Source organism: Mycolicibacterium palauense (assembly GCF_002592005.1).
GTDB lineage: Bacteria > Actinomycetota > Actinomycetes > Mycobacteriales > Mycobacteriaceae > Mycobacterium > Mycobacterium palauense.
In genome coordinates this window covers 1-21,369 of the sequence record NZ_NVQF01000036.1, presented here as the reverse complement: position 1 = coordinate 21,369, position 21,369 = coordinate 1, and the positions used below count along the sequence as shown (strand labels likewise).

Sequence of the window (21,369 nt, the reverse complement as noted above, 5' to 3'; positions counted from 1 at the left end):
CCTGACGGTCATGGGCCCATCCCCAGCGCCGAGGAGGCCCTGGGCCGTCTGGACGCGGTGATGGTCGAGGCGATGATGACCCAGCGGGCGGTGCGCAGGGTCCGGCCCGATCCGGTCGACGACGCGGTGGTGCTCAAGTGCATCGAACTCGCGCTGCGTGCCCCGACCGGCGCCAACGGCCAGAACTGGGAATTCATCGTCGTCAAGGATCCCGAGGTGAAACGCCGCCTCGCCCAGCGCTACCGGCAGGGCTGGAACGCCTACTACCACAGCGTGATCCGGCGTGTGGCCGACCACGACGAGTCGATGGCCAAGACGGCCCGGGCCGTGCAGTGGCAGGTGGACCACTTCACCGAGATCCCCGTGCTGGTGGTGGCGTGCATCCGCCTGAGCGCCCGGGAGGGCCGGGTGCCCTACCTGCCGATGCCGCACGCGGCGCTGTCGGCGTTCTTCGGGTCGGTGTACCCCAGCGTGCAGAACCTGCTGTTGGCGGCGCGTTCGATGGGCCTCGGCGCCTCGCTGATCACGCTGCCGTTGTGGAGTCTCGCCTCGGCGCGGCACACCCTGCAGTTGCCGATGTCGGTGACGCCGTGCTGCATCGTGCCGCTGGGGTGGCCACGTGGGCGCTACGGACCCACGACGCGCCGACCGGTCGCCGAGGTGACACATCTGGATGTCTACGGCAACCGGGCGTGGCTCGCGGACTGAGGCGTATCCGCCCTCGGTGTGGCCCGGCGCGCGACACGGGCAAATCCCGCGCCACCCGCCCCGCCAACGGGTGATCCGGCGGCGTGGCGATGCCGGAATTCCTTTGTTGCAGCGACGTGTTCGTGCGCCGATTTTTGCTGGTCGCCGGTCGCCGGCGAGTTTTCCGGCGGCCGCGGGCGGCGTCGGCCGGATGTGAACGACGCTATTTGACGATTCCGTCAGCAAATATTCGGGCCGCGCCCGGATGTGTCGTTCTGCTAGACACTGCATCTCTTTTTGGATACGTTCATCGCTGACCTATGCGTCATTCAGCAACGCCGAAAGGAGCGTCATGCCTACTGCCGTGCGTCCGTATGTCACGGCGGGTGTGGCGCTGGTGGGGGCCAGCGTCATTTCCGTAACTCCGATTGCGCCGCAGCCGCAGGATCTTCAGGAATCCAGCGCCGCGGTGCGCCTGACAGCCGCAGCGGTCGACTGCGGAACCGATGGCACCAGCTATCCCTGCGCCGCGGATTCGGCGTCGTCGGGCGCCGTGGCGGTGGCCCCGCTGGCGGCCGCGGGACCCTCCATCTTCAACATCCCCGTCAACATCCTCAACGCGGTTCTGAGCATCCCGGCCAACGAGGTCGAGGCCATGGACCGGTTCGCCGACGCGATGATCCTGACGGGCAGTTGGCAGGTGTGGAGCCCGACGAACGTCTTCGGGTTCGACGCCGCCGACCCGCCCAAGCTCAAGGGCTTCATCGACATGCTGGTCCCGTTCCCGGCCTTCTCCACGGTGCTGGGCAACCACTTGAGTGTGTGGGCACAGGCCAACCTTCCGATGAACGCCGGCTGCGCGGCGCTGCCCGGCGCATGCCCGGATCTCGGGGCCCTGCTCGATTCCATGTTCAAGGTGCCGATGTCCGAGCTCTATGACGGCTACACCTTCCCCGAGGTGGTGAACCCCCACACCGGGGAGGAGATGGAGTGGTCCGAGGAGCACGTGCAGCTCGACCCGGCCGAGCCCATCACGTCGGTGTGGGACTACCTGGTCGCGCCGCCGAGCGGGGTCAAGACCGTGTCGCTGCAGGAGACCTTCTCCACCCTGGCCAAGCTCACCAAGTCGATCTTCGACGGCTTCTACCCGTTTGTGCAGAACAGCGAGTGGTACAACGACGACCAGACGAGCCTGGCGCCGCTGTTCCGAGCTCTGGCGCCGGTGCTGTGTCCGACCTGCGATCCGGACAACCCGTACGACAACCCGTACCTCTACGACAACTACGACCCGCACTACCCCTCGGATGCCGAGGCCGCTGAGTCCTCCTCGGAGGACGCAGCGGCGCCGGCGGGCCAGGCTGGGCTTGCGGCCCTGGTTGCCAAGCTCGGCGTCGGCGGCACCGAGGACCAGGCCGAGGCGGATCCGGCTCGCGCCGTCGCCGAGAGCCTGGTTCAGGCGGAGGAGGTGTCCTCCGCAGCGGATGAGGCCGCCGCCGACGAATCCGGCGCGCCGGTCGCCGAGGACACCGCCGGCAAGGCGGTCTCACCGGAGTCCGGTGGGGAAGAGTCCGGTGACGAGGCTGAGGCCCAGACCGCCGCCGACGCTGAGACGCCCGGCGCTGCCGGTTCTGCTGCCGGTTCTGCTTTGGAGGCGGACGGCGGCCAGGCCGACGAGTCCGCCGACTCTGACGGCACCGACTCTGACGGCACCGACTCTGACGGCACCGACTCTGACGGCACCGACTCTGACGGCACCGACTCTGACGGCACCGATGCTGACAAGACCGGCAGCGACAAGTCGGACGACGATAAGGCTGGCAAGGCCGACAGCGACAAGTCCGACAAGTCCGACAAGTCCGATAACGACAAGGCCGACAAGTCCGATAACGACAAGGGCGGCAAGGCCGGATCCAAGGACAGCGACACCGATGCCGGCGCCGCAGGTGGGCGCTCGTCGGTCTCCTCGACGGCGGGCCGGCACCGTCTCAGCGGGCCCGGCTCCACCACGGTGAAGTCGATCCGTGATCGGCTCGGTGCATCCGGCGCCAAGCACGGCGGGTCGAAGAGGTCGACGGCCGGTTCGGGCGCGTCCGGCGGAGGCAGCGCGGGCGAATAGGGCGAATGGGCGAATAGGTCCTGTCAGCGGCGGTTGGCGCGGCGCAGCGCCGGCAGTAGCAGGCCGCGCGGGGCCAGGCGCCCGCCGATTCCGGCCGCTTTGGGAACCAGTCCCGGCACGACCAGCCGCTTGCCGCGGCGCATCGCGGCGACCGCCGCGGCCGCAACCTCGTGTGCCGAGGTTGCGGCCAGTCCGGCGGGAGCCGGTTCGCCCGCGATCTCCCACCACTCGGTGGGCACCGGGCCCGGGCACAGGGCGGTACAGGACACCCCTGTGCCGCGCAGCTCTTCGTGCACCGCTTCGGAGAACGTCTGGACGAACGCCTTGGTCGCCGAATAGACGGCCGCGTCCGGCAGCGGCTGAAACCCGGCGATCGAGCCGACGTTGAGCACCGCGCCGCTGCCGCGGGCGATCATGCCCGGTAGGGCGGCATGGGTCAGTTCGGTGACCGCCAGCGCATTGAGCACGATCTGATCGCTTTCCCGCTCCACGGGCAGCTGGTGGAAGGTTCCGCTGGTACCGAATCCGGCGCTGTTGACCAGCCCGGCGACCGCGGCGTCGGCCAGATGCCGACTCAACTCGGCGCGCTGAGCCGTGTCGCCGAGGTCGATCGGGAGGACGGTCACGGCGATGCCGTGTTCGCCGGAGAGCTCGCGGGCCAGTTCGTCGAGGCGCTCGCGCCGACGGGCGACCAGATGCACGGGGTAGCCGTGGCGGGCCAGTTCCCGGGCGATCTCCTCGCCGATGCCCGAGGATGCGCCGGTGACGACGACGGCGGTGTCGGCGCTCGGTTCCGGGAGACTCATGGTGACCTTGTCATTCCTGGTCGTTGGTGGACGTTGGCCGTCGACAGGGGCCGTCGACAGGGGCCATCGATATGTGCGCACGCGCACGCACGGCGGTCCACATTCTATGGCCAGGCTCGGTATGGCGGGCTCGCGCGGTCGATGTGGCGGGCGGGCTCGCCGGGCCGGTCCGCACCGCCGAGTGCCACGGCCGAAACCGGTGCAGCGTCCGCGACCGCGACCGGCCGGAACCGGGATGTGCTGGGCCCATCGGCCTTTGGACGCGCCGCGCCCGGAGCCGCCGCCGCGCCGGTCAGAGCTTAGGCTGAGCGCGATGCTTGAGGTAATCGACCGGGGTTCGGTCAGCGATGCCCACCCCGTGCCCCTGTTGTTCGTTCACGGCGCCTGGCATGCCGCCTGGTGCTGGGACGAGCACTTTTTGGACTTCTTCGCCGAGCGGGGGTTTCGTGCCGTCGCCCTGAGTCTGCGCGGTCACGGCGGCAGCTCGCTGGACAAGCCGCTGCGCGACTGCTCGTTCGCCGACTACATCCACGACGTCACCACGGTGGCCGACACACTGCCGGTCCGTCCGGTCGTGGTCGGTCACTCCATGGGTGGGGTCCTGGTGCAGCGCTACCTGGAGTCGCGGACCGCGCCGGCCGCCGTCCTGATGGCGTCGATGCCTCCGCAGGGGTTTCTGGCATCCGGGTTGCGCTGGGCCCGCCGGCATCCGTGGCATTTCGCCAAGTTGAGCGCCACCGGACGGTCACTTCCGTACGTCAGCACCCCTCAGCTGGCCCGCGAGCGCTTCTTCTCCCCACACACGCCCGAATCGCTGGTCGTCCGCTACGCCCAGCGGCTGCAGGAGGAGAGCGCGCGCTCGGGCCTCGACGGCATGGTGACCCGCCCTCGGCCACAGCGGGTGTCCACGGCGATGCTCGTCCTGGGGGCGCTGGACGACGGCGCGGTCTCCCGATCGGAGATCCGCGCGACCGCCCGGGCATACGGCGTCGCGGCGGACTTCTTCGCCGACATGGGCCACAACATGATGCTGGAGCCCGGCTGGGCCGCGGTCGCGGAGCGCATCGAGAGCTGGCTCGGCGCCCAAGGACTCTGACGCGCCGCCCCACCGCGCGGTCGTCATGCCCTGTCGAAATTAACTGACGCGGGCGTCAGCTAATTCCAAACACTAAGCAAATTGTCTCGATCCGATAGACAGCGAGTCTCGGTTCGGCTACCTTCCTTGCTGTCAACAGTTTGCTAGCAACTTTGGAAGGGAGCGTCATGCCTGCTGCCGGACGTTCGTATGTCACGGCGGGCGTGGCGCTGGTGGGGGCCAGCGTCATCTCCGTAACTCCGATCACGCCGCCGCAATCCGACCACCGGGTGCTGAGTCCCGACGTCAGTCTGGCGGCCGCCTCGTATGCCAACATTCCCGCCAACCTGTTCACCACGGTCGCCAACGTTCCGTACAACTTCCTGACGGCGTTGGGCGACGGGAACGTCACCCTGGGCGAGGATTCGTCGTTCAGCTACGACCCCAGCTACGACGGTGTGACGCTGACGCAGCCGGAGGGCAACGTCGTCGGGCTGACCGCGGATCTCAATTACACGGGCAACTGGTGGGTCTACAGCCCCACCAACGTGTTGGGCACCGATCCCGGGGACGTGGCGCGCTATCAGGCGCTGGCCAACGTCCTGGTGCCCATCCCGGCGCTGTCCGTGCCGCTGGGCAACATGCTGGCCGCCATCGCGGCATCGCAACTTCCGATGAACATCGGCTGCACGGGCACCGACGCCGGCGCCTGCGACGACCCCGGCGCGATTCTGTCGGACATGTTCCACGTCGACCGCATCTTCGCGCTGTTCTCGCCGGACGGGTACACCTACGACCACACGATCGACCCGATCACCTGCGACTCCGACGGCAACTGCGACGTCGCGGACCCGGACGGTCCGGAAATGCCCTGGTCGGAGCAGAACGTCAAACTCGACCTCTTCGCACCGATCACCAGCCTGGTCAACAGCCTGATGGCCGACCCCGACCCGGACGGCATCAAGGTGGTCACCGCCCAGATGGTGGTGGACACGATCGTGGGCCTCTCCGAGGCGGTGTACAACTCGTTCAACCCGTTCGTTCCCGGCACCCACTGCGGGCTGTGCGCGCCATTCGTGCCGGCCACGGACGCGACCGAGTCGGACCCGTCGGCCGACTCGACGTCGGAGAGCGCCGTGGATTCGGGAACCGAACCGGCGGCCGAATCGGTGGACACGCCCGCGCCGCCCTCGACGCCCTCGCTGTTGGCCGCCCCGTCGGAGGCCACTCCTGACAGCACAGCGGAGGGCGTGCAAGACGCCGGCGCGGGCGAGTCCGAATCCGTGCTGACCAAGCTCAGCTCCTCCGCGGATGCCGCGGAGGCCGCTGCCGCGGACGCCTCCACGGCGGAGTCGACCGCCGAGAGTGTCAGCGACGCCGAGACCGGCACCGAGACCGCCACCGAGACCGCCACCGAGACCGCCACCGACACCGAGACTGACACCGAGACCGGCACCCAGACCGAGACCGACACAGCGTCAGCAACCGAGGTCGATGCCGACACCTCCGAGGCGGCAAACGAAGACGCCGACTCCGCGGGAGACGGGGAGAACTCCGGGAGCGCGGCCTCCGAGGCATCGGCGGACGGTGGTGACGCCGGGACAAACGATTCGGACGCCCGGGGCCGCCACTGGAAGCCCGGCGCCAACGATTCGGTCACCAAGAAGCTCAAGTCCAGCTTCTCGAAGATCACCGGCGGGCTCAGCGGCCGTAACAACTCCCGCGCGGGCGGCGATACCCAATCAGGGAGCGCCTCGGGCGGCACGGCGAAACGATCCTTCAGCAAATCGGCGTCCGCATCCAAGGCTGGCGCGAGCAGCTCCCGCGATTCCAGCAGGAGCGGAGGTAGCGACAAGTCTGGCAACCATAGTTCCAGTAACTGAGCTCTGATCGCACGCCGCCTCGGCGGCCGGTGGCGGTCCGGGTGGTGGACAGAACACCGGCCTGTGAGCGCGGGCCTGTTGCGAGTGGCCGTCGGGCGGGGCGTTGCGGCGCCCCGCCCGCGCGTCGCCCGTGTGGTCCGACGGTGTCTCCCGGGTGGTCCCCACTGTGTGGCCCGCGTGGTCCCCACTGTGTCGCCCGGCGGCGGGTCGCGGTGGCCGCCGGGAAACGGCGTGTGCGCCGGCGCGCGACGCGTCGGGAGACTTTCCCTGAGCGGCCGTTATCGTTTTGTGGCTCGGCGTTGTCGCCGAGGGGTGTCGCACCAGCGCGGGCTCGTCCACAGCAAATGCCAACTGAGCAGGTCAGGGGAGTTGCTGGTTTTGACGCCCGTGGGAAACTCCAACGAGTTCGCGACCCGGTCACGCGTCATCTACGATAGCGGCGGACAATTCCGAAACCGCGGTCAGCAAAGCGCAGATTTCTGTGAGAACCTGAGGATTTGCTAGACAGTGGATTACTTTTTGGATACGTTTCCAGCTGAACATTCGTACCAAAAAGACCCAAGACCTAGGGAAGGGGCGTCATGCCTGTTGCGGTCCGGCCGTACGTTACGGCGGGCGTGGCGCTGGTGGGGGCCAGCGTCATCACCGTTACTCCGATCGCGCCCACGTCGGCGCAGGACGAGGTCCGTGTCGTCGATCGGGCCGTGAGCCTGACCGCAGCCACCACTCCGGGGGTGCCCTGCTCGGGCTACTACACCGACGGGTGCGACATCCTGGCTCATCAGACGTACGAGCCCGTGGCTCTCGACATGCAGGCCGGGTCGATCATGAACATCCCGGCCAACCTGGTCAACGCCGTCATCAGTATTCCGCGGGCCTACATCGACGCGCTCAATGACGTCGCCTACGCGCTCGAGGTGACGGGGAGCTGGTGGGTCTACACCGACACGAACGTGCTGGGTTACGACCCCGCCGACCCGCCGAAGATCACCTCGGCCACGAACCTGTTGATCCCGTTCAAGGCGTTGTCCGAACCGCTCGGCGAGCACCTGTCGTGGTGGGCCAAGGCCAACCTGCCGATGAACGCCGGTTGCACCGGTACCGCGCCGCCCACCTGCCAGGATGCCAACGCCATCCTGGGCAAGATGTTCACCGCGCCCATCTGGGACCTCATCGCCGGTTATGTCTTCCCCGAGCTCAACAACCCGATCAGCCCGGAGGAGACCGAACAGGGCGACATCATCGTCGACGAGAACGGCGACAGCCCCGAAGGTGCTCCGGTGCCCTGGTCCGGCGAGGACATCCAGATCAATCCGCTGGATCCGGTCTACTCGGTGATCAACTACCTGCTGGCCGACCCGCAGTCGAACAGGCCGGACCCGATCACCCTCAGCGAGATCGTTGACACCGTGGTCCGGCTGGGCAAGGCAATGTGGCTGGACTTCAACCCGTTCGTGCCCAAGAGCTTCATCTGGAAGGGTTTCCCGTACACCCTGGTCACGCCGCTGTTCAAGCCGTTTGCCAAGTGGCTGTGCCCGACCTGCAATCCCGATGATCCGGCGTTGCCGCCCGAGGACGACGCCAGCGGCGATGCTGAGTCCAGCCAGCAGATGCTGGTGGCCGGTCTGTCGTCGGTGCAGGACGCCGAGGAGACGGCGGACACCGACGGCACCTCGGCGGAGAAGGCCGAAGCGGACTCCCCGTTCGCGGCGGCGCTGGCCAAGCTGGGCCTGCTCAGCGACGAGACGACGACCGAGGGTGAGGATGCCGGCGTGCTCGACGCCGCCGACACGACGGTGGAGCAGGCTGTGGCCGACGACCTGCTGAAGACCGACGAGGCGACGACCGCCACGGAGGAAGACGGCACCGTCGCCGACGACGCCGCGACCGGCGAGGACACCGCCACCGAAGACAGCACCGAGGACACCACGTCCGACGACGCTGCCACCGAGGAGACGACCGGCGGAAGTACCGACGAGGAGAGTGGTTCCGCTCAGACCTCGGACGATGCTGAGACTGCCGACTCCGGCGCCGCGGACTCGTCGGAGTCCTCGGATTCCACGGAGTCCACCGACACCGATACCAAGTCCGACGAGAAGTCCGACTCCAAGTCCGACGAGAAGTCCGACGCCAAGGACGCCAAGGACTCCAAGGACTCCAAGGACGCCGACAGCAAGGACGACAAGTCGTCGTCGTCGGCCTCCTCGTCGCGCTCCTCGTCGAGCGCCTCCGACGACGATTCCGACAGCAGCAAGTCGACTGGCAAGCACCACCGCAACGGGGTCAACAACAACACCGTCCGGTCGATCCGGGACCGGATCAAGTCGAGCGTCTCGCGCTCGGCGGGCAGCTCCGACTCCGGCTCGTCGAGTCGTTCCAAGGCCGGCGCAGGCGCGAGCAGCGGCGGCAGCTCGGGTGGCGGCTCCAGCAGCAGCGGCGGTGGCTCAAGTGACTAGGTCGCTGACTAGTCCACGTAGTATCGCCCCGTGAGCACGGAACGCTTCGATGCGATCATCGTAGGAGCCGGATTCGGCGGGATTGGGGCCGCCATCCAGCTGAACCGGCTCGGCTACGACAACATCGCCATCCTCGACCGCGAAGACGATCTCGGCGGAACCTGGCACGTCAACCGCTATCCGGGGTTGACCGTCGACGTCCCGTCGACCACCTACTCGTACTGGTTCGAGCCGAACCCGTACTGGTCGCGGCTGTACGCCCGGGGACCGGAGATGAAGCGGTACGCCGAGCATGTCGCCGACAAGTACGACGTCCGCCGCTACATGCGGTTCAACACCACGGTCGCCGGCGCGCGCTGGGATGAGGACGAGCAGCTCTGGTTCGTCGACACCGGCGGCGGGCCCACGCTGCAGGCTCAGTTCCTGATCCTGGCCACCGGCTACCTCTGCCAGCCGAAAACTCCCGACATTCCCGGTATCGAGAGTTTTCAGGGTCGCGTCATCCACGCCGCGGCCTGGGACGAGGACTATTCGATGGCCGGCCGGCGCGCCGCGATCATCGGCACCGGTTCCACCGGGGTTCAGCTCATCCCCGAGCTGGCCAAGGAGGTCGGTGACCTGGTCGTCTACCAGCGCACCCCGATCTGGGTGCTGCCGAAGTTCGATTTCGGCTTCACCCCGGCCGCGCAGCGGTTCTTCGCCAGGGTTCCGCTCGCACAGCGGGCCCTGAGGATGTCCACCGACGCGTTCCTGGACTTCATGACGGTGATCGCGATGTGGAAGTTCCGATACTTCAAGCCCGTGAACAAAGGGGCGGGCTACATCGGCGCGCTGCTGCGTTTCCTGTCCATTCGGGACAAGGAGACCCGGCGCAAGCTTCGCCCCGACTACGACTACGGCTGCAAACGCCCCACCTTGTCGAACACCTACTACCGGGCCTTCAACAAGCCGAACGTGCATCTGGAGACCGCAGGGATCGAGCGGATCGAACCTGACGGCATCGTGACCCGCGATGGCAACAAGCGGGTGATCGACACCCTGGTGCTGGCCACCGGTTTCGACGTGTGGGAGTCCAACCTGCCGGCGATCGAGGTCATCGGCCGCGGGGGGCGCAACCTCGGCAAGTGGTGGCGCGAGAACAAGTTCCAGGCCTACCAGGGCCTGACCGTGCCCGCGTTCCCGAACTTCATGACCCAGGCCAGTCCGTATGCGTGGGTGGGAATGTCGTGGTTCAGCTCGGTGGAATACCAGATGCGCCACATGAATCGGCTCCTCGGTGAACTGCAGCGGCGGGGTGCGCACACCTTCGAGGTCACCGACGAGGCCAACGCGCGCTTCCTGGATCGGATGACTACGCTGCTCGACGATTCGGTGTTCCACCTGGGCAACTGCGCAACTTCGCGGTCTTACTGGTTCAACGCGTCGGGCGAGGCGCCGCTGTTCCGGCCCACATCCGTGCGCGACGCGGTCCGGGACCAGGACCGGTTCCCGTTGAGCGACTACTCCATCGCCTGACGCCCGGCGCGACCACGGGCACCCGGCGCCGAGTGCTCACCGCCGGGATCGCGTCGGGTAGTTTTCCACCAGTATGAAGGGGTGACGACATGGCAACGGCGACGACGGAGCCGGTACGGCTGCCACCGGGACCGCGGCTACCGAAGGCCATTCAGGGGATCGCCGTGCTCGCCGCACGCCACGGTTCGGTGGCGGCGCTCGGCCGACACTACGGCCCCACCTTCAGCCTGAAGCTGCCCGTGTTCGGACAGACCGTCGTCGTCAGCGACCCGGTACTGGTCAAGGACCTGTTCAGCACCAGCAGAGAGCTGATCGGACGTCCCGAGAACAACCTGGGCGGTGACGTTCTGGGGCCGGGGTCGATCTTCAACCTCGACGGGGACGAACTGTTGGCGCGCCGCAAGCTGCTGCTGCCGCCGTTCCACGGCAAGAGCATGCGCGAATACGAACGCATCACCGAGGAAGAGGTGGAGCGAGAGATCGCCACCTGGCCCGAGGGGCGCGAGTTCGCGACCCTGGAGCCGATGATGCGCATCACCCTGAACACCATTCTGCGGGCGGTGTTCGGGGCCGAGGGCCCGGCCCTGGATAAGCTGCGGGTGCTGATTCCGGCCGCGGTGAACTTCGGATCCCGGTTCGCGCTGATGCCGGCGGCCGTGCGCCGCGATCTCGGTCCATGGAGCCCGGGCGGCCGGTTCGCCGAGTACCGCCGTCAGATGGACAAGGAACTGAGCTCGTTGATGGCCGAGGCCCGCTCGGATCCGAACTTCGGTGAACGCAACGACGTACTTTCGCTGCTGCTGCAGGCCCGCTACGACAACGGCGAGCCCATCCCGGATTCGTTCATCCTCGACGAGCTGCTGACCATGTTGGTGGCGGGTCACGAGACCACCTCGACGCAACTGGCATGGACCGTCGAGCGGATTCGGCGGCATCCGGCGCTGCTGACCAGGTTGACCGAAGAGGTCGACGCCGGCGGGTCGGAGCTGCGGTTGGCCACCATCGCCGAGTCCCAACGCACCAGGCCGGTCCTGACGGCCGCGCTGCGCCGCGCCAGGACCCGGATCAAACTCGGCGAATGGGTCATCCCCGAGGGGGCCACGGTCATGGCGAGCACTCAGCTGGCCATGGCGGCGGAGGAGAGCTTCCCGGACGCATCGACGTTCAACCCCGATCGATTCGTCGGGACTACGCCGAACCCGTTCGCCTGGATCCCCTTCGGTGGGGGAATGATGCGCTGCATCGGCGCCGCGTTCGCGACGATGGAGATGGACGTGACGCTGCGGACCATGCTGCGGCAGTTCCGCATCGAGCCCACCGACGCCCCCGACGAGCGGTTCCACAGCCGCGGCGTCACCGTGACCCCCGCCAAGGGCGGCCGCCTGGTGGTCCACCGGCGCCGCAGCGATGCCCCCAGCAGCTCCGGCTCGGCAGCGGTGGCCGAGCAGAGCTCCTGATCCGTCAGAAGCGGTACTGCAGGATCCGGGCCTTGCGGGCGATCGCCGGAACGAAGGCGGCCATCGCGCTGCTGAGCCGCAGCAGCGGGGGGAACATCGCGGCGCCCGGGTCACGCATCACGCTGGCCTCCTCGACGAGCGTGAGCTGCGGATTCCAGATTTCTGGATGGTGTGCGTCCTTGAACCCCGGGAAGTTCCACTGGTTGTGGGGAGAGTTCGATGCGCCGCCGGGGCGCAGCATCTGTTTTCCGGCCGTGATGGCCTTTCCCGCCAGTTGATTCGCCCGGTTCACCGGTCCGTAGTCGTTGAAGGCCACCACTCCGCCGCCGAAGTGTTCGGTGACGCGGCGCAGCATCGCGATGACGACCGGCTCGGTGAGGAACGCGATCAACCCGTCGGCGACCACCATCGTGGGGCGATCCGCCGGAATCGACTCCGCCCAGCCTGGTTCGGCCACGGACGCGGCCACCGAATGGGAACCCGGGCGTGAGGGCAACAGAGCCTCACGCAGTGTGATCACCGCCGGCAGGTCGACGCTGTACCAGTCCACCGTCGGTGGTGGGTCGACGCGGTGGACAACGCTGCTGAGCCCGGCGCCGAGGTCCACCACGACGGCGTCCGGGTGTCCTTCGATGAAGCCGCCGATGCGTTCGTCGAGCATCCGGGCCCGCAGGGCGACCAGGCAGCGCACGCTGGGGATGACGCCCAGACTGTCGAAGTCGAAGTCGATCCCGGCCACGGTGCGTTCGGCATACGGGTCGCCCAGGATCGACGGCGACTGGCGGCTGTCGAGGGCCCGGGCGTACTCGGTGAGCAGGGCGGTCTGTTCGAGCGGCGTCAGATCACCGACATCCATCCCGTCAGCCAAACACATTGCCGGTCAACGACCGGACACCGGGTGCACGGTCGTGGGCTACTTACCGCCCGAACCGGACGAACTGCCGCCGCCGGACGACGATGTGCTCGATGAGCCGCGACTCGCGGTGGCACCGTTGGATGCAGACCGGGATTTCGTCGCCCGGCCCACCCTGCTGTCCGATCCCTTCTGGCGGCTGCTGTTGTGCCCGCCGGTGGACTCGGATGCCCGAGATCGCGCCCCGGTCCGGGCGGCGTCCCTCCTGGCCTTCGCGGCGGCCCGGGCTTCGGCGCGGGCGGCCCTCTTCGCGGTGGCGGTGCTGGCTTGGGCGGCGGCGGCTTTCTTGGCATCGGAGTCTGCGGCATCGGCGTCGGCGTCGGCGTCGGCATCGGCCTCGGGCCGAGCTGCCCCTTGCTCCGGGGCGGCGTCCTTCTCCGCGACCGTCTCGGTGGCCGCCCCCGGGTCCTTGTCCAGGTCCGTCTCCGAGTCAGTCTTCAAATCCGTCTCGGCGGCGGTCTGTGCGTCCGTCTCGACGTCCTCCTGCGCATCGTCCTCCTGCACATCGCCGGAGGTCTGTTGGTCAACGGCCACGCTGTCGGTGTCGGCGTCCGCATCGACGGTCACAGCGGGAGAGTTGTCCGCGGCGGCCGGCGCCTGCGATTCGTTCGCCGGTTCGTCTGCTGTGTCGTCTGCTGTGGGGCCGTCGATGCTGGAACGTGCCGCAACCCGCTGTGCGGCGGCAGTAGTGCCGTCCGTCTGGTCCGTCGTGTCGGTCGCTGGATCGGTGGGTTCAGGGTCGGTCGCTGGATCGGTGGGCTCGGGGTCGTCCGGGGTGGGGAGATAGTCGCGGTGATAGGCCCGTTCGATGATCTCCTTCAGGGGAGCGTTGAGCTTGTCGGCGAGTGCGTTGAGCCCGAGCTGCCGCAGTGGACGAAGCAGCGGGATGTCCTCGGTCGGAACGAAGACATAGGTCGTATTGCCCTCGGTCCAGACGATGTTGTTGGGATCGTTGATGTCGACGTCCTCGTAGGCGGTGTGCACGCTGGAGAAGCCCATCCACGCGTTGAGCATCGCCAGCAGGTTCCCCCGCTCGTCGGGGATGTCGGAGGCGAAGTCGTACTGCCGGGTGATGTCGTAGAGCTTGTATTGGGTTTCGGGGGTGACGTAGCCGGCGCTGACATTGGCCCCACCGTATTTCCGGTCGCCGTTTCCGATCAGGATGATCGTGGTGTCCTCGGCCGGTGGGGCATCCGGGTCGTCGGCGTGGTCGCGAAGCCATTCCGTGACCACCTGGCCGCCCTGGCTGTAGCCGAAGATGATTTTGGGGCCGGGAGTGTTGTGCATGGCGTCATCGAGGACCTGGACGCCTTCCCGGTACCAGAGTGCGTTGTACTTGAGTCTGACGCAGGGGTTGCCGGTCTGACAGATGGAGCCCTGCAGTTCGTCGGTGATTCCCTTGAAGATGCTCAGGGTGAGCACGGTGGCGGGACTCTCGAGCGGGGGGTCGATGGTCGCGGCGCTCGCCGGGGCGGCGGTGGGCAGCGGCAGCAAAGCTGTTGCGGTGGCAATGCCGGTCGCCGACAGCATTAGCCGGAGCCCGGTTTTCGGCCTTGACGACATCCCTGTACCCCCTGCTTCACGTGTACTGATCCGCAATGTTTACTCAGTCTACGTGTTTGAAGCGGGTCAGAGTCGTTAATTGGCACGGGGTTTGGGGGCGGAAATATTCTATGTTTGCTGAAATGCCATGGCGCTGCGGTTGGGCGACGGCTGACAGCAATCCACCAATCGGGGCCGGTTACGCTGCTCGGCGGCCAGGAGCGGCGGGCGGCATGTCGGCCGGGAGTGTCAGAGTTTCCCGGCCGCGAAGGCGGCCGCCTGATCGGCCATGCCGTTGTCCACGTAGGAGAAGTGGGCGGGCAGGCTGAAGCCCTTCGAGCAGAACAGGTCGTCGGTGGCGCACAGGTCGAGGGTCTTGTCGTCGTAGCCGGGGCTCAGTGCGCTCAGCGGGCCGCCACCGGGCATGTCGCGCAGGGGATTGCCGAACACCACCACGGCGGCCACGTGGTCGGCGGCGTCCGGTGGTATCGGTACGGGGGTGTAGCCGTGGACCGGCCAGCCCAGGGTGATGAGGTCGATCACTCCGGCGCCCTGGGAATTACCGCCGAGGACCAGCGAGGTGTCCGGACAGTTGGCGGCCATGTACTCGACCCGTGCCCGGGCGTCATTGGCCCCGACGACGACGGACTTTCGGAAGTCGGCGCTGGCCGGATAGTTAACTCCGTAGAGGCCGACCGATCGGTCGCCGACCTTCGAGCGCAGCGCGTTGGTGAAAGCGTCGCCGAGCCAGCCGGCGCCCGGGGGAGCACCGGTCCCGCGGGCGAAGATGACCTCGATGTCGGGGCAGTCGGCGGCGGCGGCGCTGGGCGCGCCGCAGACACCGAGCACCATCGACCACCCCGCGGCCAGGATGACGCCCGCGATCCGGATTATTCGAGGTGTCTGCACACCTCAATGGTGGCACAGCCGACGCCGTCGCTGCCGCGACTTGCGCTGGCCTGCGGAAACGGTGCCGTGCCGGGCGGTGGTGTCCGGCGGATGTACGTGAGTTCAGCTGATCGGCAGTAGATCAGGAGTAGGTGTAATCGTTGAACGGGAAGGTGTCCTGCTCCCGGTTCGTCTGGTGCGTGGAGGCCGGCCGCACCAGCGTTTGCCCGGTGGGGCTGAAGTAATACGAGCGTGCCCGAGAGCAGTCGCCGCTGCCGAACACGGACTTGCCCAGCGCCTTGCTCATTCGAGCCTGGAACCGGTCGTTGGCTTCCTCGGTCACCTCGAAGTTCTGTGTGCCGCGGCGGTGCATCTCGCCGAAAAGCCGTGCCATGTGCCGCATCTGGTACTCCACGGTGTCGAAGAACGACAACCCGCTGGAGGCGTAGGGCCCGGCCAGGGTCAGGAAGTTGGGGAAGTACGGGATCGTGATGCCCTGGTAGGACCGGAAACCGTTGTCGCGCCACCACTTGCCGAGATTTCGATTGTCGCGGCCGATGATCTCGATGGCGGGAATGTTGGCCTCCCACAGGTCGAATCCGGTGGCCAGGATCAGGGTGTCCAGCTCGGTCTTCGACCCGTCGCGCGCGACGATGCCGTCGGGCTCGATGCGTTCGATCCCGGCGGTCTCGAGGTGGACATGGGGGCGGGCGAACGTGCGGTAGTACTGGTTGGAGTAGGTCGGGCGCTTACATCCGAAGTCGTAGTCCGGTGTCAGTTTGCGGCGCAGATCGCGGTCCCGGATCCAGGTGAAGCGCCACAGCCGCGACAGCGCCGAGGCCGCCATGTTCAGCTGGCGGAAATAGCGGAAGTTCAGGACCGACAGGACCATCATGACCTGCAGGTTGACGTCGTTGACCCAGCGGAAGGCGCGCTGCAATGCAGGGATCCTGGCGAACAGATGGCGCATGGGCACCGGAATCGGGAAGTCGATCTTCGGCACCACATGGATCGGTGTGCGCTGGTAGATCGTCAGGTCGGTGGCCACCTTGGCGAGCTCGGGCAGCAGTTGGACGCCGGTGGCTCCGGTGCCGATCATCCCGATGCGCCGGCCGCGTAGGTCGTAGTCGTCATCCCAGGCGGTGCTGTGCATGATGCGCCCGGCGAACTCGGTGATACCCGGGATCTCGGGGGTGTAGGGCTGTGAGAGGTAGCCGGTGGCGGCAACGAGGTATCGGCTGGTGAAGGTCGCACCGTCGGCTGCGGCCACCTGCCAGCTGAGGGTGTCTTCATCCCAACGGGCGCCGTCGATCACGGTGTTGAATCGCATGTGCCGACGCACGTCGTACTTGTCGGCGACGTGGTCGGCGTATTGCTTGAGCTCACGCCCCGGGGCGTAGAGCCTCGACCAGTTCGGATTGGGCTCGAACCAGTACGAATAGGTCGGCGAGGGGATGTCCACAGCCAACCCCGGATACCGGTTGACGTGCCACGTTCCGCCCAGGTCGTCCTCACGGTCGAGGATCAGAATGTTGTCGTAGCCCATCTTCTTGAGCTGGATCGCGGCACCGATTCCTCCGAAACCGGCGCCGACGATGATCACGTCGAACTGCGGCGCATCCATGGTCGTAGACGCTACCTGACAGCAAACGGAACCTCAGCGTGTTAGGTGCCGGTCCCCGGGGTCCACCAAACGCCGCGATGCCCCGGCGGTGTGCCGGGGCATCGCTTCGGTGTCGGTTCGGGAACCGCGCCGACGTCCGTCGGGGGCGACTAGGAGTCGCTGCCGCCGCCCGCCGACCGGGACGCCTTCCTGGCCGCGGCCTTCGCCTTCCTGGACTCGACCCTGGCCTGCCGGGCCTCGGCGCGTGCCTGCTTGGCTTCGGCGCGTGCCTGCTTGGCCTCGGCGCGTGCCTCCTGCCGGGCTTCGGCGCGGGCCTGCCGGGCCTCGACGCGTGCCTGCTTGGCCTCTGCGCGTGCCTGCTTGGCCTCCGACACTGCGTCGGTCTCCGTTGCCGAGTCCTCATCGGTCTCCGTCGCCGACTCCTGATCGGACTCGTCGGCGGCGTCGGTCTCGCTGGCGTCGGGGGCGGTGTCCTCGGCGGTGTCCTCGGTGCTTGCGTCCACCTCGACCGTGACCGTCCCGGTGTCGCCCGTGGTCTCCGTGGCAGGGTCGACCGTCTCGGTAGAGGCCGGGTCGGCTGCGGCTGCCTCGGTCGTCACATCAGTGGTCTCGGTGACGGGCTCGGTGACGGGCTCGGAGGTCGTGGTCTCGGCCACCACCGGGGCCGTCGCGGCCGCCAGCTGCGCGGTGGCGTTGCTGACGTCGTCGTAGCGCCGGTATCCCTTTTCGACCTGCGCCCTGAGCGCCGCCTCGAAGGGCTTCAGAGCGGGTATCAGTGCCACCAGGGGCAGGGTGTCGGTCGGCACGAAGTAGTGCGTGGTGACCCCGCCCACCGAGTTGACCGTCGTGGTGATGTTTTCCGCCGGGACGTTGTCCAGGCTTTCGAACATCACCGGGATGTGGACGGTGATCGCGCCGGCCATGGCGTTGAGGATTGCGGTGAAGTTCCACCACCGGTCCGGGAAGTCCGCGAGGCCGTCGAACTCACCGGTCACGACCGTCTCGTCGTAGATGGTGGCCGGTGCCGGTTGATACGTGTAGTCGTACTTCGAGTTGTACTTGCTCTCCTTGATGACGTCCTGGCGGCTGGAGTCCTCGACCAGCACGATCGACAGCTGCGAGGCACTCGGAGCGCCCGGGTCGTCGACGAGTCCGCGGAGCACCTCGTCGACCACGAGGGAGCCGGCCGACAGGCCCACGATCGTGACGTGCTCGCCGCTGCCGATGGCCTCATCCAGCGCGGCGTTGAGGTTCTCGATCCCGATGGCGATCGAGTCGCCGAGGCTGAGGTCGTTCTTGCCGGTGTAGGGCCCCGCCTCGGCGGGCCAGTAGACGCTCGTCCGGTCGTCGTCCTTGAAGGCGCCGCCGAGCAGGGCGCCCGTCACGATGTTGTTCAGCTCACTGGCTCCCAGGCCGCCGACGACCAGAACCTTACCGGCCAAGGCCGAGGTCGCGGTGGCGAACGCAAGCAGCACCGCGGCAGCGAACGCCGTAATGGCGACCCCTGCTTTACGAAGGGAAATCCGCATAGTTACTCCCCAGATTGAAGCGCTAGAAGTGTGGGTTCTGGCCAGCCCGACATGAGTATGTTGCGTCATTAGAGCAACTTTCGCAGCAAAACTTCGAAGGTCGCGTTCGGGTGCATATTCAGCAAATCTGTCTCGTATTGCTGTAAATCAAACCGTGATACACACAGCGAATCCGCTGCCCCTTCGGGGAACCCGCCCCCCAGTCGGCCTCGTCTCGAGCGGCGCCGCTAGGCTGGTCCCGATCGCGTAACCAAAAATACTGACGTACCTGCAAAATACCTATCTGACCCGTGAGTAATATTTGCCGGTGTTCGCGTCAGGCCGGGTGGGCCCGTGGCCCCGCTCGAGCCGCGGCAAAGCACTCAAGCGCCATCCCACATCTCTTGCTGGACGGCCATGTGCGAAAAATGAGCTACCAAAATACGTGGTCGGGATTCGCGGCCTTAAGGGGGCCGTAGCACAGATTTGGAGGGGTCGCAGGCAAACGCCAAGCGAACGTCTTGACCCCTGGCGGAATCGGGGCGATGACGCGCGCGGTGCGAATACGCCGTGACCGATCCCGACGTGCACCGACGACGAGTCAACGACGGCGAGCCAACGGCGAGTCATGGCCGGTCGGAGTCGGCCGTCCTGGCGGCCGTCCCACGCCCGGGGCGTGGTGTGTTCGGCGTCGCTGTCCGCTCCAGCAACGATCTTGGTCTCTTCGTCGAACCTCCCTTTGGCCGCCCTTACCAAGAGCTGCGGCGGCGGGGATATCGGTCGAAGGTTCCCTCCGTCCGCGGCGGGCGTGCGATACCTCCGGTCGGTAGCCGACACGGGGCTTCGGGTCCAGGCCAGGGGAGTTTCGGGGCTCGCAGGTTTGCTGACCGATGTTGCGGCGGGGCGGTCGTACGGTATCGTGCCTTCCGAGTCGGGGAACTCGTCGTCTTCGGTCAACGTCGGGATAGGTGCCATATGATGCGCGGTGCGTCACTTTTGGCTACCTCATTCCCGCAGACTGTCGAGAATGTCGGAAGTGGTGTGGGCGCAGCGGCAGCTGGTGCGGCACCGCCGAATGTCAATTTCCTGGCGGCACTTATCGGTGGCAGTGGCCTCACTCACGGCAGTTTCCGCTGGGGTCTTTGTCCCCGGGGACATCAGGAAAGGGACGTTTTGTGAACCGAGCGACGAAGGCTGCACTCACCGCGGCCGCGCTGCCCGCACTGGCGATGCCGTTCTCCCTCGGCCCGGCGGCGGTCGCAGGCGCGGCGAGCTCCGGTTCGACGGTGTCGGCGACCGATCTCCTGCCGGCGCCGGGCACCGCGACGGTTCTTACCCACGGACCCACCCCCTGGGCGATGAGCGACAACCTGCAGGGGGCCGTGTGCGCGACGCTCGCCGCCTGCAACGAGGTCTACTACTCCTGGATCGTCAGTGTCTACGGTCTCGAGCTGGGCGTCGAGGACAACGTCGACAGGGTCGATTTCGCCCTCGAGAACACCGACGGCGCCAAGGTGCTGTACGCGTTCAGCGGCGGCGCCCGAGTGGCCACGGTGTGGCTGTCCGAGCACGACGGCAGCGGTGCCGATGATCCCGATCCCTCCGAGCTGACCGTTGTGCTGATCGGCAACGGTGGTCGCAAGTACACCGGCGCCAGCGCAGTGCAGCTGGGGTCCTCGTGGGTGACGCCGGACACGGACTACACCACGATCGACATCGCGCAGGAGTATGACCCCGTCGCGGATTTCCCGAACGACATCGTCAACCTGATCTTCAATCCGCTGGCCGTCGCCAACGCGTTGATGGCCTTCGAGTCCATCCACATGAACTACGCGCAGGTCGACCTCGACGATCCCAACAACATCGTCTGGACCGAAGGCAACACCACCTACGTCTTCGTGCCGACCGAGAAGATCCCGCTGCTGAATCCTCTGCGACAGCTCGGACTCAACGACCTTGCCGACGCCTTGAACGACCCGCTCAAGAAGATCATCGACCGTGCCTACAACCGTGACTATCTACCGGAGGAATCCGAAGGCTCCGGCGAGGAGGCGGCGGCCCTGGCGGCGATCTCGGAAGGCGTGTCGAACAGCCTGGCGCGCAGCAGCGTCGAGGCGATCGTGCCCGACGCCGGCGCCGCCGCGGAAGACGCCGACGGGCCGTCCGCGGAGACCGCGGAAGACGGTGACGCCGCGGACGCGACGACCGACGAAGCCACCGACGCGAGTGCCGACGTGACCGAAGAGGTCACCGAAGAGATCGCTGAAGAGGTCACCGAAGAGGTCACCGAAGAGGCCACCGAAGAGGTCGCCGAAGCGGCAGAAGCGGCTGAGGACACCGAGGACGCGACCGAGGAAACCGATGAGTCGGAGTCTGCCGGGGCGGAGTCCACCCAGTCGGAGTCCAGTGAGTCGGAGTCCAGTGAGTCGGAGTCCACTGAGTCGGAGTCCACTGAGTCGGAGTCCAGTGAGTCGGAGTCCACCCAGTCGAAGACCGCCGGCTCAGCGTCTACTGAGGCCGCCGCGGCCGAGTCCAGCAGCTCGGCGGGCACCGGCAAGCACCGCGCCCCGCGCAGTGGTGTCCACAGTGGTGTCCGCAGTGGGGGCAAGGACGCCAGCGACGCCGATGGGGGCGGGTCCGGTGGCTCGTCGGCGGGTTCGGAGTCCGACGGCGGCAGCTCCGCCGGTACGGGCGGCCGGCACCGGGCCGGGCTCAACGGCGCTAAGAAGGATGGCACCAAGAAGGCCGGCACCAAGAAGGCGAGTTCGCGTGACAGTGGCGGCTCCACGGGCGGCTCCAGGGGCGGCTCCAGCGGGGGATCCGGGGGCAGCTCGGGTGCTGTCTCTTATACTCTGTCGTCGCTGCCGACCATGCTCTTTGTGTTCGACTCTCTGATCGG

General features: G+C 67.2%; 14 protein-coding genes. 8 read left to right on the top strand and 6 right to left on the bottom strand.

Features of this window, described 5'->3' with window-relative positions:
* Positions 1 to 60 precede the first annotated feature (60 nt).
* Entirely contained in the window at positions 61 to 708 is a 648-nt protein-coding gene (locus CSR00_RS15655; RefSeq protein WP_099023350.1) for a nitroreductase family protein, read from the top strand.
* A 331-nt stretch (positions 709 to 1,039) separates the two neighbouring features.
* Positions 1,040 to 2,803 carry a hypothetical protein gene (locus tag CSR00_RS15650; protein WP_141564369.1) on the top strand — a complete coding sequence of 588 codons (1,764 nt, stop codon included), beginning with the start codon at positions 1,040 to 1,042 and terminating at the stop codon, positions 2,801 to 2,803.
* A gap of 23 nt (positions 2,804 to 2,826) precedes the next feature.
* Here the strand turns inward: CSR00_RS15650 and CSR00_RS15645 are convergent, their stop codons facing one another.
* A complete protein-coding gene (locus CSR00_RS15645) occupies positions 2,827 to 3,609 on the bottom strand; it encodes an SDR family NAD(P)-dependent oxidoreductase (RefSeq protein WP_099023337.1) in 783 nt (260 codons plus the stop codon).
* A gap of 313 nt (positions 3,610 to 3,922) precedes the next feature.
* Between CSR00_RS15645 and CSR00_RS15640 the strand changes: the two genes are divergently transcribed.
* From CSR00_RS15640 to CSR00_RS15620, 5 genes are all read left to right on the top strand, one after another.
* Positions 3,923 to 4,705, top strand: a complete 783-nt coding sequence (locus CSR00_RS15640; protein ID WP_099023336.1) for an alpha/beta hydrolase — start codon at positions 3,923 to 3,925, stop codon at positions 4,703 to 4,705.
* A 167-nt stretch (positions 4,706 to 4,872) separates the two neighbouring features.
* Complete coding sequence (locus tag CSR00_RS15635; RefSeq protein ID WP_176562084.1) at positions 4,873 to 6,567, top strand: hypothetical protein; 1,695 nt, start codon at positions 4,873 to 4,875, stop codon at positions 6,565 to 6,567.
* Between the two features lie 581 nt (positions 6,568 to 7,148).
* On the top strand, positions 7,149 to 9,023 hold the full coding sequence (locus tag CSR00_RS15630) for a hypothetical protein (protein ID WP_141564368.1): 1,875 nt from the start codon (positions 7,149 to 7,151) through the stop codon (positions 9,021 to 9,023).
* Positions 9,024 to 9,053: 30 nt separating this feature from the next.
* The gene (locus CSR00_RS15625; RefSeq protein ID WP_099023334.1) at positions 9,054 to 10,538 is read left to right on the top strand and encodes a flavin-containing monooxygenase; all 1,485 of its coding nucleotides are present in this window, start codon (positions 9,054 to 9,056) and stop codon (positions 10,536 to 10,538) included.
* Positions 10,539 to 10,627: 89 nt separating this feature from the next.
* The gene (locus CSR00_RS15620; RefSeq protein ID WP_099023333.1) at positions 10,628 to 11,995 is read left to right on the top strand and encodes a cytochrome P450; all 1,368 of its coding nucleotides are present in this window, start codon (positions 10,628 to 10,630) and stop codon (positions 11,993 to 11,995) included.
* A 4-nt stretch (positions 11,996 to 11,999) separates the two neighbouring features.
* Here the strand turns inward: CSR00_RS15620 and CSR00_RS15615 are convergent, their stop codons facing one another.
* The 5 genes from CSR00_RS15615 to CSR00_RS15595 all read right to left on the bottom strand — a co-directional run bounded on the left by CSR00_RS15615 (position 12,000) and on the right by CSR00_RS15595 (position 18,491).
* Positions 12,000 to 12,851 (bottom strand): class I SAM-dependent methyltransferase, encoded by an 852-nt coding sequence (locus tag CSR00_RS15615; protein ID WP_099023332.1) that lies wholly within the window; start codon positions 12,849 to 12,851, stop codon positions 12,000 to 12,002.
* A gap of 57 nt (positions 12,852 to 12,908) precedes the next feature.
* Positions 12,909 to 14,438: a PE-PPE domain-containing protein gene (locus CSR00_RS15610; protein ID WP_176562083.1), complete on the bottom strand. Its 1,530-nt coding sequence runs from the start codon at positions 14,436 to 14,438 to the stop codon at positions 12,909 to 12,911.
* A gap of 261 nt (positions 14,439 to 14,699) precedes the next feature.
* The gene (locus CSR00_RS15605) at positions 14,700 to 15,359 is read right to left on the bottom strand and encodes a cutinase family protein (protein ID WP_281259725.1); all 660 of its coding nucleotides are present in this window, start codon (positions 15,357 to 15,359) and stop codon (positions 14,700 to 14,702) included.
* A 121-nt stretch (positions 15,360 to 15,480) separates the two neighbouring features.
* Positions 15,481 to 16,962 (bottom strand): flavin-containing monooxygenase, encoded by a 1,482-nt coding sequence (locus tag CSR00_RS15600; RefSeq protein WP_099023329.1) that lies wholly within the window; start codon positions 16,960 to 16,962, stop codon positions 15,481 to 15,483.
* Between the two features lie 149 nt (positions 16,963 to 17,111).
* The gene (locus tag CSR00_RS15595; protein WP_099023328.1) at positions 17,112 to 18,491 is read right to left on the bottom strand and encodes a PE-PPE domain-containing protein; all 1,380 of its coding nucleotides are present in this window, start codon (positions 18,489 to 18,491) and stop codon (positions 17,112 to 17,114) included.
* A gap of 1,154 nt (positions 18,492 to 19,645) precedes the next feature.
* Between CSR00_RS15595 and CSR00_RS15590 the strand changes: the two genes are divergently transcribed.
* Positions 19,646 to 21,369: PE-PPE domain-containing protein (locus CSR00_RS15590; RefSeq protein ID WP_099023327.1), on the top strand; the 1,724-nt coding region annotated here is incomplete at its 3' end.